Origin of the sequence: Haladaptatus halobius (assembly GCF_020618475.1) — an archaeon.
GTDB lineage: Archaea > Halobacteriota > Halobacteria > Halobacteriales > Haladaptataceae > Haladaptatus > Haladaptatus halobius.
This window is the reverse complement of the sequence record NZ_CP085335.1, coordinates 158,895-175,168: the sequence shown is the minus strand read 5'-3', so window position 1 is coordinate 175,168 and position 16,274 is coordinate 158,895. Positions and strand designations below refer to the sequence as shown.

15 protein-coding genes are annotated in these 16,274 nt (G+C 64.5%); 7 read left to right on the top strand and 8 right to left on the bottom strand.

All coding sequences use genetic code 11. The features are described from left to right. Nucleotides 1–45: 45 nt before the first annotated feature. Nucleotides 46–294 carry a hypothetical protein gene (locus LIW51_RS00875; RefSeq protein WP_227375380.1) on the bottom strand — a complete coding sequence of 83 codons (249 nt, stop codon included), beginning with the start codon at nt 292–294 and terminating at the stop codon, nt 46–48. Between the two features lie 73 nt (nt 295–367). On the opposite strand from LIW51_RS00875, the gene LIW51_RS00870 reads away from it, so the two are divergent. Next, nucleotides 368–514 (top strand): hypothetical protein, encoded by a 147-nt coding sequence (locus LIW51_RS00870; protein ID WP_227375379.1) that lies wholly within the window; start codon nt 368–370, stop codon nt 512–514. A 38-nt stretch (nt 515–552) separates the two neighbouring features. On the opposite strand, the gene LIW51_RS00865 is transcribed toward LIW51_RS00870, so the two are convergent. The 3 genes from LIW51_RS00865 to uvrA all read right to left on the bottom strand — a co-directional run bounded on the left by LIW51_RS00865 (nt 553) and on the right by uvrA (nt 5,401). Beyond that, nucleotides 553–1,638, bottom strand: coding sequence for a geranylgeranyl reductase family protein (locus LIW51_RS00865; protein ID WP_227375378.1), 1,086 nt, complete (start codon nt 1,636–1,638; stop codon nt 553–555). Nucleotides 1,639–1,714: 76 nt separating this feature from the next. Next, the gene (locus LIW51_RS00860) at nt 1,715–2,260 is read right to left on the bottom strand and encodes a DUF7344 domain-containing protein (RefSeq protein WP_227375377.1); all 546 of its coding nucleotides are present in this window, start codon (nt 2,258–2,260) and stop codon (nt 1,715–1,717) included. A 198-nt stretch (nt 2,261–2,458) separates the two neighbouring features. Beyond that, the gene (gene uvrA, locus LIW51_RS00855; protein ID WP_227375376.1) at nt 2,459–5,401 is read right to left on the bottom strand and encodes an excinuclease ABC subunit UvrA; all 2,943 of its coding nucleotides are present in this window, start codon (nt 5,399–5,401) and stop codon (nt 2,459–2,461) included. Nucleotides 5,402–5,584: 183 nt separating this feature from the next. On the opposite strand from uvrA, the gene LIW51_RS00850 reads away from it, so the two are divergent. Beyond that, nucleotides 5,585–7,456: an ABC transporter ATP-binding protein gene (locus LIW51_RS00850; RefSeq protein WP_227376696.1), complete on the top strand. Its 1,872-nt coding sequence runs from the start codon at nt 5,585–5,587 to the stop codon at nt 7,454–7,456. Between the two features lie 60 nt (nt 7,457–7,516). Then, nucleotides 7,517–8,098 (top strand): LURP-one-related/scramblase family protein, encoded by a 582-nt coding sequence (locus LIW51_RS00845; protein ID WP_227375375.1) that lies wholly within the window; start codon nt 7,517–7,519, stop codon nt 8,096–8,098. Nucleotides 8,099–8,128: 30 nt separating this feature from the next. On the opposite strand, the gene LIW51_RS00840 is transcribed toward LIW51_RS00845, so the two are convergent. Continuing rightward, on the bottom strand, nt 8,129–8,866 hold the full coding sequence (locus LIW51_RS00840) for an SDR family NAD(P)-dependent oxidoreductase (RefSeq protein ID WP_227375374.1): 738 nt from the start codon (nt 8,864–8,866) through the stop codon (nt 8,129–8,131). Nucleotides 8,867–8,969: 103 nt separating this feature from the next. Here LIW51_RS00840 and LIW51_RS00835 point away from each other — a divergent pair, with 103 nt between their 5' ends. The 3 genes from LIW51_RS00835 to LIW51_RS00825 all read left to right on the top strand — a co-directional run bounded on the left by LIW51_RS00835 (nt 8,970) and on the right by LIW51_RS00825 (nt 12,045). Next, on the top strand, nt 8,970–9,419 hold the full coding sequence (locus LIW51_RS00835) for a universal stress protein (protein ID WP_227375373.1): 450 nt from the start codon (nt 8,970–8,972) through the stop codon (nt 9,417–9,419). 120 nt (nt 9,420–9,539) lie between these two features. Beyond that, complete coding sequence (locus tag LIW51_RS00830; RefSeq protein WP_227375372.1) at nt 9,540–10,514, top strand: ROK family protein; 975 nt, start codon at nt 9,540–9,542, stop codon at nt 10,512–10,514. Nucleotides 10,515–10,560: 46 nt separating this feature from the next. Continuing rightward, nucleotides 10,561–12,045, top strand: a complete 1,485-nt coding sequence (locus tag LIW51_RS00825; RefSeq protein ID WP_227375371.1) for an LVIVD repeat-containing protein — start codon at nt 10,561–10,563, stop codon at nt 12,043–12,045. A 48-nt stretch (nt 12,046–12,093) separates the two neighbouring features. On the opposite strand, the gene ddh is transcribed toward LIW51_RS00825, so the two are convergent. The 3 genes from ddh to LIW51_RS00810 all read right to left on the bottom strand — a co-directional run bounded on the left by ddh (nt 12,094) and on the right by LIW51_RS00810 (nt 15,617). Beyond that, the gene (gene ddh / locus LIW51_RS00820; protein ID WP_227375370.1) at nt 12,094–13,029 is read right to left on the bottom strand and encodes a D-2-hydroxyacid dehydrogenase; all 936 of its coding nucleotides are present in this window, start codon (nt 13,027–13,029) and stop codon (nt 12,094–12,096) included. 141 nt (nt 13,030–13,170) lie between these two features. Beyond that, the gene (locus LIW51_RS00815; protein WP_227375369.1) at nt 13,171–14,457 is read right to left on the bottom strand and encodes an eIF2B alpha/beta/delta subunit family protein; all 1,287 of its coding nucleotides are present in this window, start codon (nt 14,455–14,457) and stop codon (nt 13,171–13,173) included. 65 nt (nt 14,458–14,522) lie between these two features. Next, the gene (locus LIW51_RS00810; protein ID WP_227375368.1) at nt 14,523–15,617 is read right to left on the bottom strand and encodes an outer membrane protein assembly factor BamB family protein; all 1,095 of its coding nucleotides are present in this window, start codon (nt 15,615–15,617) and stop codon (nt 14,523–14,525) included. 85 nt (nt 15,618–15,702) lie between these two features. Between LIW51_RS00810 and LIW51_RS00805 the strand changes: the two genes are divergently transcribed. Then, nucleotides 15,703–16,221: a metallophosphoesterase family protein gene (locus tag LIW51_RS00805; RefSeq protein ID WP_227375367.1), complete on the top strand. Its 519-nt coding sequence runs from the start codon at nt 15,703–15,705 to the stop codon at nt 16,219–16,221. The last annotated feature ends 53 nt before the right edge of the window (nt 16,222–16,274 follow it).

The following is a 16,274-nucleotide window of genomic DNA, read 5'->3' as shown; positions in this document are numbered from 1 at the left end:
CACGCGAACGCGCGGTATTAGCGGTACGTCGGGTGAAACTATTTGTTATGTCGTTTCGGTATCACTATAGAGAGTGGACACGTCTGGTTCGTAATCACGTTGCTGAGCTTCGGCGTGCTCGCCGGGACGGTCGGTCTCGGCCTCGGAGACCCCTTGGAGCCACCCTGTACGGACAGAACCGAAATCCTCGTCGACCGGACGGACGGCCCGTTTGCAATCACGTACCCGCGAACGAACTACTCGGAACTCTCGCTCAAAGCACGGGAGGTGTTCCGAAAGGCGGCCGTCGAGCACCCTATCAGCGGCGGTGACGAAGTCCTGATTCCTCCGCGACGAGTGTCCAGACGACCTGCGACTTCCGCTTCTCGTGGAGTATCGCGGGCAGTACTACGTCCTCGAAGGCGAACCCCGGATGTGCGAGCGCGAGTACGACGCCATTTTCTCGGCAATAGGAGGAGTCGGCGTCTCCGCCGCCTTCGTCGGAGTCGCGTTACTGTCTCGGTGGGGTCAATAACGTTCGTCTACTGCCAGCAGAGTGAGAGGGAGAACCCCTTACGCCCGTCTGAGCAGTTTCCGCAGGTGTTCCGTCGAGAAGAACGAGGAGGGTCTGTCCATGTGGACGCCGATCTCGCCCGACATAGCCCTGAGTCCCACGCTCTGCACCGACTCCGGCAGGGAGTAGGCGCGGCGCACCCAGTGGCCCAGTCGAATCTCGTTTTTCAAGTCAGTTCGCCACGCTCGCTCGTAGTCGGCCAGCGTGCCGGGGTCGTCGGGGTCGACGGTTCGAACCGCGTGATCCGCCGCGGTCATGCCGTAGAGGATGCCGCCTCCGGTGAAGGGTTTCGTCTGGGCGGCGGCATCGCCGATGAGGAATCCCCGGTGGGCCGTCACTCGCGGCGGCGGGCCGATAGGTATCATCCCCGCGCAGAAGTGGTCCGTCTCCACGTCGTACTCGGCGGTGAAGCGGTCGAACAGGTCGCGGGCGCTCTTCCCCGGCGGCGCGGCCAGTCCGTACTCGACGCCCGCCTCGCCGCGCGGGATGCGCCACGCGAAGAACTTCGGGGCGGTGAGATGCACGTCCACGAAGTTTCCGCTGTGGGCGTCGAGCGCGAACCCGAGGACGCCCTGTAGCTTCTCGCCCGGTTCCGGCAAGCCGAGTTCCCGCCGGACGCGAGAGACGGGGCCGTCGCAGCCGACGACCATCTTCCCGCGAAACGTCTCGGTTCCGTCGGGAGTGCTCGCCGTCACGGCCACGTACTCGCCGTGTTCGACGACGTCCGTCACGGTGTGGTCTTCGCGCACGTCCGCGCCCGCATCGCGGGCGGCGCGTGCGAGCGTGCGGTCGAGACCGACGCGGTCGATGACGTTCGAGACGACCGTATCCTTGTAGAAGGGATGTTCAGGCGAGTCGGGGCCGCCGACGTGGAAGCGCGCGCCGTAGATTTCGTTCTGGAGGAGGTGGTCGCGCGCACCGTCGGGAGTGAACGCCCAGATGTCGGTGCTTACGTGGCCGGAGCAGGCGAGCGGCGTCCCCACTCGTCCCCGTTCGAGGACGAGTGCGTCGTATCCCGCGTCTGCGGCCTGCCGTGCGAACCGTGACCCGGCGGGACCTGCGCCGACAACCACGAAATCGTACATTGTGGTCGCTTACTTGTCCGTGGGTCAAATACCTTCTTTCTCGTCTCAAGGAAACCGCGGCTTCGCGGCGGTTCCCCTACCGCGCCGACGGCGGTCGTTCCCCCATTCCGAGTTGTCGACGCCGGAGATAGTGGACGAGCGCGGAGAGCGCGAACGCGGCGACGATGAGCACACCCCATATCTCGTCCGGTATCGTGGTAAACGGCGGAATACCGAGGAAGTCCGCGAGGACGAGTATCGCACTCACGATGGCGAGACCAAGGTAGTATCGAATCCACGGGAACTCGTCCTGCGGGCGCAGGTACCCCTCCAGCTGTGCCGCGTTCCCCGAAAGCTCGACGACGCCCCTGTTCTGGTTGTAATCCACGATACCCGCGTCCGCGAGTTTCGGTAGATGCGTCTGGTACAGAGACGTGTACACTGACTTCCGTTCGTTCGCGGAGAGACCCTCGACGGTGGTGTCGTGCTCCCACGCCGCAACCTGCTCGGCGAGCTCGCTTAGCTCGACCGGGCGGCCCTGCTGTTTGAGGTAGTGGAGCGTGTATCGTCGCCGTCGATTTTTAAGAACGTCGAAGATTAAATCTTCCGACAGTTCTTGGGGGGTTCCATCAGTCGAACTCATGCCACCTGTGACCCGCAATCCGTTGTTGTGCCTATGCCATCGCCACCCGAATGTAACACGAGTGCGAAATTACCGCGGACGACACTTTGTTATCCAGTGCTTAGCTGGCGGTAATTTTCAAATTAATTAGTATATTCGGATTTAAGCGTGCGATTCTCCGGGGTAAGCCTGCCATTCCTCGAAAGAGTAGAACGCCGTTCAGTCGTCCATCGCGGCGGGTGCGGATCTGTCGGCACGGGGTCCGTCGAGGTCGATGGCGGGAAGTTTGTCGCGGAGGTAGCGCCCGGTGTAGGACTCCTCGACTCGGGCGACTTCCTCGGGCGTTCCGGTGGCGACGATGTCGCCGCCCTTCTCGCCGCCCTCCGGCCCGAGGTCGATGACGTGGTCGGCGTTCTTCACGAGGTCGAGTTCGTGTTCGATGACGACGACGGAGTTCCCCTTGTCCGCCAGTCGCTGGAGCACTGAGATGAGTTTGCGCTCGTCCTCGTGGTGGAGACCGGTCGTCGGTTCGTCCAGCAGGTAGAGCGTGTCGCCCGTGTCCTTCTTGCCGAGTTCCTCGGCGAGTTTGATGCGCTGGGCCTCGCCGCCGGAGAGGGTCGTGGACGGCTGGCCGAGTTTCATGTAGTCGAGCCCCACGTCCTTCAGGAGCTTCAGGCGACGACGGATGCGCGTGTCGTGCTCGAAGAAGTCGTGTGCCTCCTCGATTGACATGTCGAGCACGTCGGAAATCGTCTTCTCCCGATAGGTCACGTCGAGCGTCTCGTCGTTGTAACGTGCGCCCTCGCACTCCTCGCAGGGAACGTACACGTCCGAAAGGAAGTTCATCTCGATCTTCACGGTTCCCTGTCCGCCACACTCCTCGCAGCGCCCGCCTTTCACGTTGAACGAGAAGCGGCCCTTCTCGTAGCCGCGGCGTTTGGCGAGTTTCGTCTCGGCGAACAGTTCGCGGACGTAGTCGAAGACGCCGGTGTAGGTCGCAGGGTTGGATCGCGGTGTTCGACCGATGGGCGATTGGTCGATGAGTCGCACCTTCTCGATCTTGTCCATCCCCTCGATGGCGTCGTGGTCGCCGGGGTCGACCGAGGTGTTGTTGTTCATCTCGCGGGCGAGTCCCTTGTAGAGGATGTCGTGCATCAGCGTGGACTTGCCAGATCCGGAAACGCCAGTGATGGCGGTGAACTTCCCGACCGGGATATCCACGTTCAACTCCTTCAGGTTGTGCTGGCGCGCCCCGCGAACCGTGAGGTAGGTGTCGCTCTCCCGGCGGGAGTCCGGCACAGGAATCTCCTTTCGCCCGGCGAGGTAATCGCCCGTGAGGCTTCCTTCGTGGGCCATCACATCCTCCACGTCGCCCTGTACGACGACCTCGCCGCCGCGCTTGCCGGGGCCGGGACCCATGTCGATGACGTTGTCCGCCCGGCGCATCGTCTCTTCGTCGTGTTCGACGACGATGAGGGTGTTACCCAGGTCGCGCAGTTCGCAGAGCGTGTTCAGCAGGCGGTCGTTGTCGCGCTGGTGAAGCCCGATGGAGGGTTCGTCCAGCACGTAGAGCACGCCGACCAGCCCCGACCCGATCTGCGTCGCCAGCCGAATCCGCTGGCTCTCGCCGCCCGAAAGCGTCGACGCTTCGCGGTCGAGTGTGAGGTACTGGAGACCGACTTCCTCCATGAAGCCGAGTCGAGCGCGAATCTCCTTCAGAATCTCCTCCGCGATGCGGTTCTCGCGCTCCGTGAGGTTCGCCTCGAGGTTCTCGAAGTGCTCCAGGGCGTCGCCGATGGACATTCCGTTGACTTCCGAGATGGAGGTGCCGTCGACGTACACGGACCGACTCTGCGGTCGCAGTCGAGTGCCATCACACGCCGGGCACTCCGTCACGGCCATGTAATCCTCGATGTGACCCCGCGCTCGGTCGCTATCGGTTTCGACGTACCGGCGTTCGAGGTTCGGGATGACGCCCTCGAACGGCTGTTCTTTCCGCCGGATACCGTTCTTCGTGTTCCACTTGAACAGCACGTCCTCGTCGGTTCCGTGGAGGAACGCCTCCCGAACGTCCGAGTCGAGGTCTTCGAACGGCGTGTTCAGGTCGACGCCGAAATGTCGCGCGACCGAATCGAGCTGTCGCCGGTAGTACGTGCGCTGGTAGCTCCACGGCTCGAAGACATTCTTCAGCGGTTTCGAGGGGTCCTGGATGACGAGCTGTTCGTCCACTTCCTTCGTCTCGCCGATACCCTCACATTCCGGGCACGCACCGTGCGGGCTGTTGAACGAGAAACTCCGCGTCTCTATCTCGCGGAAATCGATGCCGCAGTGCGTGCAGGCGAGGTCTTCGGAGAATTCCACGACGAGGCGCTCGTCGTCCTCCCCGGCGAGGTCGCCCGTCGAGCGTGCTTCCGAGCCGAGGTTCACGTCCTCCGGCGGGTCGGGAACGACGAGTTTCATGATGCCCTCGGCCTCCTCCAGCGCGGTTTCGACGCTGTCGGTGATGCGCGAGCGAGCCTCCTCGCTCACTTTCACCCTGTCGACGATAACGTCGATGGTGTGGTCGTAGTTCTTGTCGAGTTCCGGGCGGTCGAGTGTGAGGTCGAACTCCTCACCGTCCACCTCGACGCGGGAGTAGCCGTCCGAGACGAGGTCGTCGAACAGGTCGGCGAACGCACCCTTCTGGTCGCGGACGACCGGCGCGGCGATCTTCGCTCGCGTGCCCTCCGGCAAATCCAGCACCCGACGAACCATGTTCTGGGCGCTCTGCTCGCCGACCTCCTGCCCGCACTGCGGACAGTGAGGATTGCCGACGCGGGCGTAGAGCAGTCGCAGGTAGTCGTGAAGTTCGGTCACCGTTCCGACCGTCGAGCGCGGGTTGTTCGCCGCGTTCTTCTGGTCGATGGAGATGGCGGGCGACAGCCCCTCGACGTTCTCCACCTGCGGTTTGTCCATCTGCCCGAGGAAGTTCCGGGCGTAGGCGGAGAGGCTCTCGATGTAGCGTCGCTGCCCCTCGGCGTACACCGTCTCGAAGGCGAGCGAGGACTTCCCCGACCCCGATAGTCCGGTTACCACGTTGAACTGCTCGCGCGGAATCCGAACGTCGAGGTCTTTGAGGTTGTGTTCCTCGGCCCCCCGCACTTCGATGTAGTCCTTGCTCATCTATTCACAGCCAGCCACCGAACGAGGGTATGCCTGTCGGTTGCGGGCGAAAGCGGAGTGAAAGTGAAAGGGAGTACCTAAACACACAAAGCCACTGAAGGCCTAGAACCTTCGAACTAGGTGATACCATTCAGCGCACTCAATCGACTTACTGACGTTCAAAAACCGACCACGGACAACCCGATGTGGCGGCTCTACGCCGAGTACGGCCGCGGCCACGCGGTCGAGTTTGCGCTCGGCATCGTGGCGACGACGCTCGGTCGCCTGTCGGGGCTGCTCCCGCCGTTCGTCCTCGGACTCGCCATCGACGCAATATTCCTGAATCGGCGACCGTTTCGGCTCCCCCTGCTCCCGACGGCGTGGGTTCCCGAGATGGCGACCGGTCAGCTCTGGCTCTCCATCGGCGTCATCGCGGCGTCGTTTCTCGTCGGCGCGGTCTTCTCGTGGCTTTCCGGGTGGGGCTGGAATCGGTTCGCCCAAGGCGTCCAGCATACGCTCCGGGTCGACACCTACGACACGATGCAGTTGCTCGACATGGACTTCTTCGACGGCAAGCAGACCGGCGAACTGATGTCGGTGCTCAACAACGACGTAAACCAACTGGAGACGTTCCTCAACGACGGCCTGAGTTCGGCGCTCCGCATCGGCGTGATGGTGCTCGGCATCGGGGCGCTCCTGTTCTCGTTGAACCCCTCGCTCGCGCTCGTCGCGCTCCTGCCGGTGCCGCTGCTCGCGGGGTTCACGTACCTCTTCGTCCGAACTATCCAGCCGAAGTACGCGGCGATGCGGGCGAGTGTCGGCGCGCTCAACTCCCGACTGGAGAACAACCTCGGGGGCGTCCGCGTCATCAAGACGGAGACGGCGGAGGAGTACGAGTCCGAGCGCGTCGCTGACGCCTCCCGGAACTACTACGACGCCAACTGGGACGCCATCAGGACGCGAATCACGTTCTTCCCCGGACTGAGCGTTCTCACCGGAATCGGGTTCGCCATCACTTTCGGCGTCGGCGGATTCTGGCTGCTCGCGGGAGCGCCGGGACCGTTCACCGGGACGCTCGACCCGGGCGAGTTCGTCACGTTCATCGTCCTCAGTCAGCAGTTCATCTGGCCGATGGCGCAATTCGGCCAGATCATCAACATGTATCAGCGGGCCAAGGCGTCGAGCGTGCGGGTGTTCGATCTGATGAACGAGCAGGGGTCGCTGGAAGCGAGCGCGGAGGCACCCGACTTGGTCGTCACCGACGCGCGCGTGAAGTACGACGACGTGAGTTTCGGCTACGCGGACGAGACGGTCGTCTCGCACGTCGATCTGCGCGTCGGGCGCGGCGACACCCTCGCGCTGGTCGGCCCGACCGGCGCGGGCAAATCCACCGTCCTCAAACTCCTGCTCCGGATGTACGACGTGGACGAGGGTGCGATTCGCATCGACGGTACAGACATCCGCGACGTGAACCTCCGGAGCCTTCGGCGCGCCATCGGCTACGTCAGTCAGGAACCGTTCCTCTTCTACGGGACGGTGAAAGAGAACATCGAATACGGCACGTTCGACGCGACCGACGCGGAGATAGAGGAGGCGGCGAAGGCCGCCGAAGCCCACGAGTTCATCACGAATCTGCCGGGGGGGTACGAGACGAAGGTCGGCGAGCGCGGGGTGAAACTCTCCGGCGGCCAACGCCAGCGCCTCTCCATCGCGCGGACGATACTTAAAGATCCTGACATCCTCGTGCTGGACGAGGCGACGAGTCATGTCGACACGGAGACCGAAGCGCTCATCCAGCGCAGCCTCGCCCATCTCGTCCGCGAGAAGACGACGTTCGCCATCGCCCACCGCCTCTCGACCATCAAGGACGCGGACGAGATCGTCGTTCTGGACGAAGGCCGCGTGGTCGAACGCGGAACACACGACGAACTCTTGGCGCTCGACGGCCTCTACGCGAACCTCTGGCGGGTGCAGGCGGGCGAGATAGAGTCTCTCCCGCCGGAGTTCATCGAACGCGCGATTCGACGCCGCGCCGAGGTGGACGCCGGCGATTTGCCCGCTGACGGGAGCGAGTGACGCTTCGAGCAACCGAACCGCCCTCAATTTTAAATACTAACCCGCGGCAAACCAACCACGATGGAAGACATCACCGGGGAGCACGGCATCGGCGGCATCGTCCTCGACGGGAACGAGTACACGGTCGAACAGAGCCACTTCCGGAACAAGTACAAGGTGTACGACGCGGACGGAAATCTCGTCCTGAAGTCGAAACAGAAGATGATGAAGATGAAAGAGGAGTTTCCGTTTTTCGACCCGGACGGGAACGTCGTTTTCCGGGTGAAGGCGAAGAACATCCTCGACGTAGCAGGTGACTACGTCCTCACCGAAGAGGGGTCGGACGAACCGATTCTGGTGCTGAGCAAGAACTTCACCTTCTTCCACCACCGCTGGACGATCAAGCGTCCCGACGGAACCGTGATCGCAGAAGTCGCGTCCCGGAGCGCGGTGCTCGAAGCGCTGCGGTCGCTCGTCGACGTTCTCTCGTTCATCCCGCACAAGTACTCCATCACGACGTCGGACGGCGAACCAATCGGCGAAATTGCGGGGCAGTTCTCCATCCGCGACCGCTACGACATCCGCATCGACAATCCGGGAACGATATCAAACACAGCGCTCGTCGTCGGCGCGGTCGCCATCGACGCGCTGGAGGGGAACTGAACGAGGACGGACGTCGGACGGCGTCGGGACTCAGACCGTCTCCGGCAGCCAGCCCCCGTCGACTTTGACGTTCACGCCGCTCAGGTAGTTGCTGTCCTCGTCCAGGAAGAAGCGCACCGCCTGCGTCACGTCCTCGAATCGGGCGGGCCGCCCCCGCGGTAGGTCGTCGGGGAACACGTCGGAGTTCTCGACCACGTAGGGCGAGACCGCGTTGACGGTGATGCCGTCGTCCTGCGTGTCGGCGGCGAGCATCCGCGTGAACATTAGAACGCCCGCCTTGGCGATGAAGTAGGGTGTGTTCTCGGGGTTGACCAGTCCCTTCTCCGAACTCGAATAGCCGACGTTGACGATGCGTCCGAACCCCCGTTCGCGCATTTCGGGGAGCGCCCGCTTCGAGCAGAGGTAGGTTCCGTTGATGTTTCCGTGGAGCACCGCGTTCCACCGCTCGAACGAAATCTCCTCCCAATGGTCGGGCGCGAAGGGGCCGACGTTGTTCACCAGCACGTCCACCGACCCGAGGTCGGCTTCGACGGTCGAAAAGAGGTCGTTCACGCTGGCGGGGTCGGTCACGTCGCCCTGCGCGAGCGTGGCGTCCGCGCCTCGTTGACGGGCGCTCTCGACGACCGCCCGCGCCGTCTCGTCGCTTGACCGATAGTGAACCGCCATGTCGGCCCCGCAGTCGGCGAGCGAGAGGAGTAGCTCCCGACCGATGCCCTTCGAACTTCCGGTGACCAGTGCGACTCGTCCGTCGAGATCTGGCGCGATCATGCGTCCCCTTTGGAGGTGCCGGATAAACTATCTTGATGTCCGCGTTTTTTCAATTCCGAGTTAACGCCCCCAACTTTAATATTCTGCGTGGAAAGGTGATACCATGGCAATCGAGACGATTCTGCTCGCCGTGGGACCGGGCGATGCAGACCGTACCGACAAACTCGCGTCCGCGGTCGCGGACGTAGCCGGGCCGACGGGAGCGACAGTGGTGCTCGCGCACGTCTTCACCGACGAAGAGTTCGACGACGTGATCGAGCAGCTCGACTACGACCCCTCCGGAAAGCCGAACTCGGACGAGGTGGCGGCTCGACACGCGACTATTCGCTCGCTCGCCAACTCGCTGGACGATGCGGACGTGGGGTACGCGATTCGCGGCGCCGTGGGCGAACACGGCGAGACCATCGTGGACCTCGCGGAGAACGTGAACGCCGACAGCGTCTTCGTTGGCGGTCGAAAGCGCTCGCCCACCGGGAAGGCGGTGTTCGGAAGTACCGCGCAGGAAGTCATCCTCTCGGCGCCTTGTCCGGTGACGTTCGTGCGAGATGATTGAGATAACCCGCGCCACCGTCACAACGTCCGATGTTTTCCCGCGACTGTGGGACGAATAGAACTCGGTGGCGAGTAAATGCTTGTAGTTAAGTGTACCCGATAACCTCTGTCCATCTGAATAATGGCCTACTACGCGGGCGTAGACTTGGGAGCGACCAACATCCGAGCGGCGGTCGCCGACGAGGAAGGCAACGTCGTCAGCACGACCGACTGCGACACGCCACAGGGTCCGGCCGGCATCGCAGTCACGGAAGCGGTACTCGACAGTTTGCGGGAGGCGTGTGCTGACGCGGGCATCCAGCCGACCGAGCTTCGGGCGGCAGGTGTCGGCAGTATCGGTCCGCTCGACCTCGCCGAAGGGGCGGTTGAGAATCCGGCGAACCTGCCGGACACCATCGACCGAATCCCGCTGACGGGACCAGTCGGGAAGCTCATCGCCAGCGACCGAGTGTACCTCCACAACGACACCAACGCGGGCGTCATCGGGCAACGATTTCACAGCGAGCGTAACCCCGACGACATGGCCTACATCACGATTTCGAGCGGTATCGGTGCGGGCGTCGCCGTCGACGGCAACGTCCTCTCCGGGTGGGACGGCAACGCCGGCGAGATGGGCCACATGGTCGTCGATTCGCGGGGGCGGCGCACCTGCGGTTGCGGGCGCGACGGGCACTGGGAAGCGTACTGTTCGGGAAACAACATCCCCGAGTACGCTCGGATGCTCGCCGAGGACGGAGAATCGGTCGAGACTAGCCTACCGCTCTCCGACCCGGAGTTCTCGGCGAAGGACGTGTTTGACCACGCAGAAACCGACGCCTTCGCGGAGCGCGTCATCGACCGGGTCGCTCACTGGAACGCGGTGGGCGTGACGAACGTCGCGCAGGCGTACGCGCCCATCGTCGTCTACCTCGGCGGGGCCGTGGTGCTCAACAACGAGGAACTGGTCGTCGACCCGATTCGAGAGCGACTCGACGACCTCGTGTTCAACAACGTTCCGGACGTGCAACTGACGACGCTCGGCGACGAAGTTGTGCTGAAAGGCGCAATAGCGAGCGCGCTGACCGACGGCACCGGAGACCAATCGAAAGTGCGTTAGTTTCGGCACCCGCGCCTTTATTCTCCTCGCGCCCTATTATCGAGATATGCGACGGCGAGAGTTCCTCCGTACCGCCGCCGTGGGGGGTGGCAGCGCGACTCTGTTTGCGTCCGGTGTGAGTGTCGCCCGCGAACCGTATCGTCCGCTCGGCAGCGTCGCCGTCCGAAACGCCAAAGAAGCGGTCGTCGGGAGCGACGGGAAGACCGCTTTCGTTGCCTCGACCGATGGCTTCGCGACGGTCGGTATTGGCGACCCGGCGAACCCGACCGTGTTGGCGGAGCGACGCGACTTGCTCAGCGGGAAGACGGGGGGCCCACTTTCGGAGATATGGGACGTGAAAGTCGACGGCGACCGTCTCCTCGTCGCCGGTCCGGCGAATCCGGTCGGCGACAACGTGCTCCACGGGTTCGCACTGTACGACGTGAGCGACCCGGCGAACCCCGAGCGAGTGGCGTTTCACGAGACGGAGTTCCCCATCCACAACGCGATGTTCGCCGACGGGATGGCCTACCTCACCGGCAACGACGGGGACGGAAACCCTCTCGTGATGGTGGATACGTCGAACGACAGCCCGAAGGAGGTCGGTCGGTGGTCGATGCTCGACGCGGATTCGAACTGGTCGAAGGTGGACTCGTGGGTTCGGTCGCTCCACGACGTGTGGGTTCGGGACGGAAAAGCGTACCTCGCGCAGTGGGATGCTGGGATGTGGGTCGTGGACGTGTCCGACCCAAAGAACCCCTCCCATCTCGCGCACTTCGGTGGACGACCGCTGAACGAACTCGCAAAGATTCCGTCGGAGAAGGAACACGACACCGTCATCGGCCTGCCGGGCAACGACCACTACGTCAGGACGAACGAAGACGGGTCGCTGCTGGTCTGCAACAAGGAGGCGTGGGACACGGACGGGAAGGGCGGCAACGGCCCCGGCGGGATGGAACTCTGGGACGTGTCGAACCTCCGACAGCCAAAGAAACTGTCCGAGATTCCGGCACCGGAGTCGAAAGACCCGACCTACGACCTCCAACTTCCGAACCTCCTCCCCATCGGCGTCGCGTCGGCGCACGGAAAGTGTCACGATTGCACCGGCGGGGCCGGGGCGTCCGGTCAGTGGACGACCTCGCACAACTTCGACATCGCGGGCGACCGCCTCTACACCTCGTGGTATCAGGGCGGTGTGAAGCTGTTCGACATAAGTGACCCGGCGAACCTGCGAGAACTCGCGTGGTGGCGCGACCCGAAGAAGACCTCGTTCTGGACGGCCCAGCGCGTCTCGGACGACTTCTTCGTCGCCGGAAGTATGGGTCGGCACGCCAACGGGAAGGGGGCGCTCTACACCTTCCCGAATCGCGCCGGCGAGCAGGAGAATCCGCCGCCGCTCACCCCCGGCGGCAACGGAACCGGCGGCGCGATCTCGGCTCCGAAGAACGAATCGACCGCGTCGACGACGGAACAACCGGGATTCGGATTCGGCGCCGCCGGCCTCTCCGTGCTCGGACTGACTGCGTTGCGCCGATTTCGAAACCGAGAGTAGGTGACTCTCCCACGTCCTCGGCACGGAGAGCGCGGAACCTCACCCCTTCTACACGACCCGATTGACCAACTCCTCGCCGGCGTCGATGTGTCGGACGTTCCCCCGCACCAGCTCCGCGATGTGCCGGTAGTAGTCGATCTCCGCGGCGGCGGCGTGGGGCGTCACGAGCACCTCGTCCATCCCCCAGAGTGGTGAGTCGTCGGGGAGCGGTTCCTCCTCGAACACGTCGAGGGCCGCACCCGCGATTTCTCCCTCCTGTAAGGCCGCGACGAGGGCGCTCTCGTCGGCGCACTTCCCGCGAGCCACGTTGACGAAGAAAGCGTCCTCGCGCATGGCGTCGAACTCGGCGTCGCCCATCAGCCCTCGCGTCTCGTCGGTCAAGGGCGTCGCCAGCGCGACGAACCGAGCATCCGCGATGGCCTCGCGTAGGTCGTCGGTGGCGAACACCTCGCTGACGTGCGGAACTGACTCCGCCGAGCGCCGGACGCCCGTGACGTGCATCCCGACGGCGTCCGCCCGCTTTGCGATTCCCTGCCCCAACGTTCCGAGACCGACGACGCACAGCGGTTCGTCCTGAAGCGTGAACGCTTCGTCCCACTCGGGACGGCTCCACTCACGCTCCGTCTGTTGGCGGGCGTAGGCGTGCAGTCGGCGGGCGAGCGACAGCATCATCCCCAGCGCCGTCTCGCCGACGCTGGTGCCGTGGATGCCCGTGCTGTTCGTCAGGACGACGCCCTCCGACTCGAACTCGTCGAGCGGGAACCGGTCGTAGCCCGCCTGAATCGAGTGTACCCACCGAATCCCGGCGTCGAGAAACTCCTCGCGGTAGGCAAACGTAACTACGGCATCACACCCGGCCAGTTCGTCCACATCGTCGCCCACGACGACCGCTCGCGAGTCGATGGACGAGAGCGCGTCGCGGAGTTGCTCGGGCGGGAAGACGGCTCCGACCGATTCGTGAACTCCGATATGGGAAATCTGCATGGAGATGGGTACTCGCGGCTATGGATTGAATCTTCGGAACGGGGCGGCTCGGGAGAAGGCCTCGTCACAAGGGGCTCGGAGGGGGTAACTTTCGTCACCGCCGCCCGGTCGGAGATAGCTACCCGAGCAATTTGACTCTTATCACTCGTCCCATTCGGCCAGTTCGCGCAGTTCCTCGGCCACCTCCGATAGCTCCTCACGTCCGAGCACGCCGCGCTCTGTCGCGTAGCCCGACACCAGGTCGCGGGGCGTCACGTCGAACGTCGGATTCAGCGCCGACAGGTTCGCCTCCCCGTCGTACACCGCCTCCGGGTCGCCCGATTCCAGCGCCGGGTCGTCGTCGGTTCGCACCTTGTCGGTCGCGGCGACGACGAACACCGGCACGCCCTCGCGATTCGCCGCCAGCGCCGCCGTCCGCGTTCCGGTCTTGTTCACCGCGTCGCCGTTCGAGAGCACCGAATCTGCGCCGACGACCACGCGATCCACCTCCTCGGTCGCCAGCACGTGCGCCGTCGCGGCGTCGATGTGGAGCGTCACGTCCGTCTCGGACGCGAGCGATTCCGCGACGCCGACGCCCTCGCACGCCGGCCGCGATTCCGCGACGAAGACGCGCTCTGCTGCGGGGAGCGCGTCGAGCATTGTCCCCGACCGCGAGAGCGTGAGGACCGCGATGTCGGCGACGAACTCGCGTGCCGCCTCGGTCGCCTCCTCGTCCGCGCGATAGGCGCGGTCGATTTCGTCGACGGCCGATCGCTCGACCGCCTCCGAGAAGTTCGCCTCCGCGGAGTCTGTTTCCGCGGAGTCCATTTCCGAGTTCGCTTCGGCCATCGCACGGTTCACCCGGTTTTCCAACGCTGCCATGCTCGGGCGGGCGTCGAGCAGGTCGCGTGCGAGACTGGCCAGTTCGTCCCAGTCGTCGTCCCGATCGCCACCGCGAACGGCGAGTGCTCCCGCTCCGTCGCGGAGGACTTCGAGGGCGCGAATCGAGATGTACGCCGAACCGTGTTCGGCGTCTTCGGCGATCGATTCGACGGAGGGGGCGACACGCTCGTAGGACGTCCAGAGGTCGGGAACCGTCTCCCGCCGCAGGATTTCGGTCGGCGGAACCCACGCCGCCTCGGTCGTCTCCCAGTCTATCGTCACGTCTCGACTCGCGCTGTCGAACAGGTAAGGGTGGACGACCCACCGCGCGTCGAGCGATTCGTCCACCACGTCGAACGAGTCGCCCGAGCGAACGAACTCGCAAGCGTCGAGCAGGCCGGTCTCCTCCTCGATTTCTTCGCGCGCGAGAGCGTCCGGGTCGCCCTCCGCGTGCCCGGCGACGCCGCCCCACCGACCCGAGTACGATCCGACCTCGTCGCTTCGCCGGAGGAGGAGTACTTCGCCCCGGTGACGCAGGAAGCAGGTGACGACGTGGGTTTCGTCCATGGTCGAATCGTCGGTCTCTCGGGAGTTGAACCTGTGGGATGGAGCGGAGTGGACGAGCGGCCGACCTACAGTTCGTACGCCGAGATGACGCCGTCGAAACTACCGGCGACGACCGTCCCGCCGCGAAGCATCGGCCGCATCCGAATTCCGCTCTCGACGTCGTACCGCCGTCGTCGATCGCCGCCCTCGTCGTAGACGGAAAGCAGATCCCCGTCCCCTTCAGCGTCGATGGTTCCGACGACCACCGTCCCGTCGACGGCCGATAGAGGAGTCGAAGGACTCGCGGGAAGCGCCTTCCGCCACCGCTTTCTCCCCGATTTACGGTCGTACGCGAACAGGTACGGACTCGCCGCCATCGTCGTCCGGTTTCCGCCCGAACCGACCGACAGCGCCGCGTACACCGTCGATTTCGTCACCGCCGGAACCGTCGCGGCGTTCCCGACGACGCGCCTGTACCAGCGTTCGCTCCCGTCGTGCGAGAGCGCCGTCACGCCGTCGTTCGACGCGACGAAGACGGTTCCGCGGTCGCAGACGACACGAGCGTTCTCGCTCGTGGCGTGCGTCCATCGGTGTTCGCCGTCGTCCGCGGCGTACGCTCGCACGTAGCCGGCGGAGCTGCTGACGAACACGCCGTCGCCGTCGGTCGTGACCGCCGTCGGCCACTCGCCGAAGGCGCGTCGCCATGCAACCTGCCGGTCGTCCAGGTCGAGCGCGAACAGGCCGAAACTCTTCACCCGGCCGCTGAATCCGGCGATGAACATGCGAGACCCGGCTATCGCCGGAGGGAACCAGCCGAACGAGAGGTACTCGGTGTCAAATCGCTCGAAGCCGTCGGCGTTCAACGACGCCTCGCAGACGACGCCGTCGGCTTCGACGTACGCCGTGTTCCCGCGGAGTACCGGAGACGAGGTGGTTCGGGGGAGTTTCGTCACCCGGTCGTACTCGCCGTCGAACGTGACGGTTCCGAGTTCGCTGTCGGCGACGTGCGTGCTCCCGACGACGAGTCCGTCGTCGTACTGGGCGGGGATGCGCGAGAGCAATCCGTCTAGTTCCACCGTCCACCGGGTACTGCTCCGAAGGGCGTTACAACCGCCCCCCATCGCCAGCAGACCGGCACCGGCGACGCGAAGGAAATCGCGGCGAGGGGAGCGACGAACCATATGAGGGTCTTCGAAAGCGGGGAAAAAAGCGTTCTGGGCGAAACGACCTCGAACGCTTTTCCCCCGGCACGTCGAAACGACGACCATGCTCCGGGTCGCCGTCATCAGCGACACTCACATCCCCTCGCGTGCGAATCGCATCCCCGACTGGGTTCGAACCAGAATCCAGCGCGCGGACCACACGATTCACGCGGGGGACTTCGACTCGGCGGACGCGCTGGCGTCGGTGCACGAACTGACGGACGGCAACCTCACCGCGGTCGCCGGAAACACCGACCCGCGTTCGTTGCAGTTACCCGAGGTGGCGACGCTCGAAATAGAGGGCGTCGCGTTCGTCGTGACGCACGGAACCGGGCCGAAACGGGGGTATCGAGACCGGGTCGCGGAGACGGTTCGAGAGGCGGCGAGGGAGTCGGTAGACGGGTCGGGGGTCGGTGCGGTCGGCATCGCCGGGCACACGCACGAGGTGATGGATGACGCGGTCGACGGCGTGCGCCTGCTCAATCCGGGGAGCGCGACCGGAGCGGCTCCCGCTCGAAAGGCGACGATGCTCGTCGCAACCGTCGAAGACGGCGAGGTGAGCGTGCAGACGCATGAAAGCTGACCGGATTCGTCAGTTTCGGGCGGGTTTTTATCCGGGCGCACCAACGACCGAGC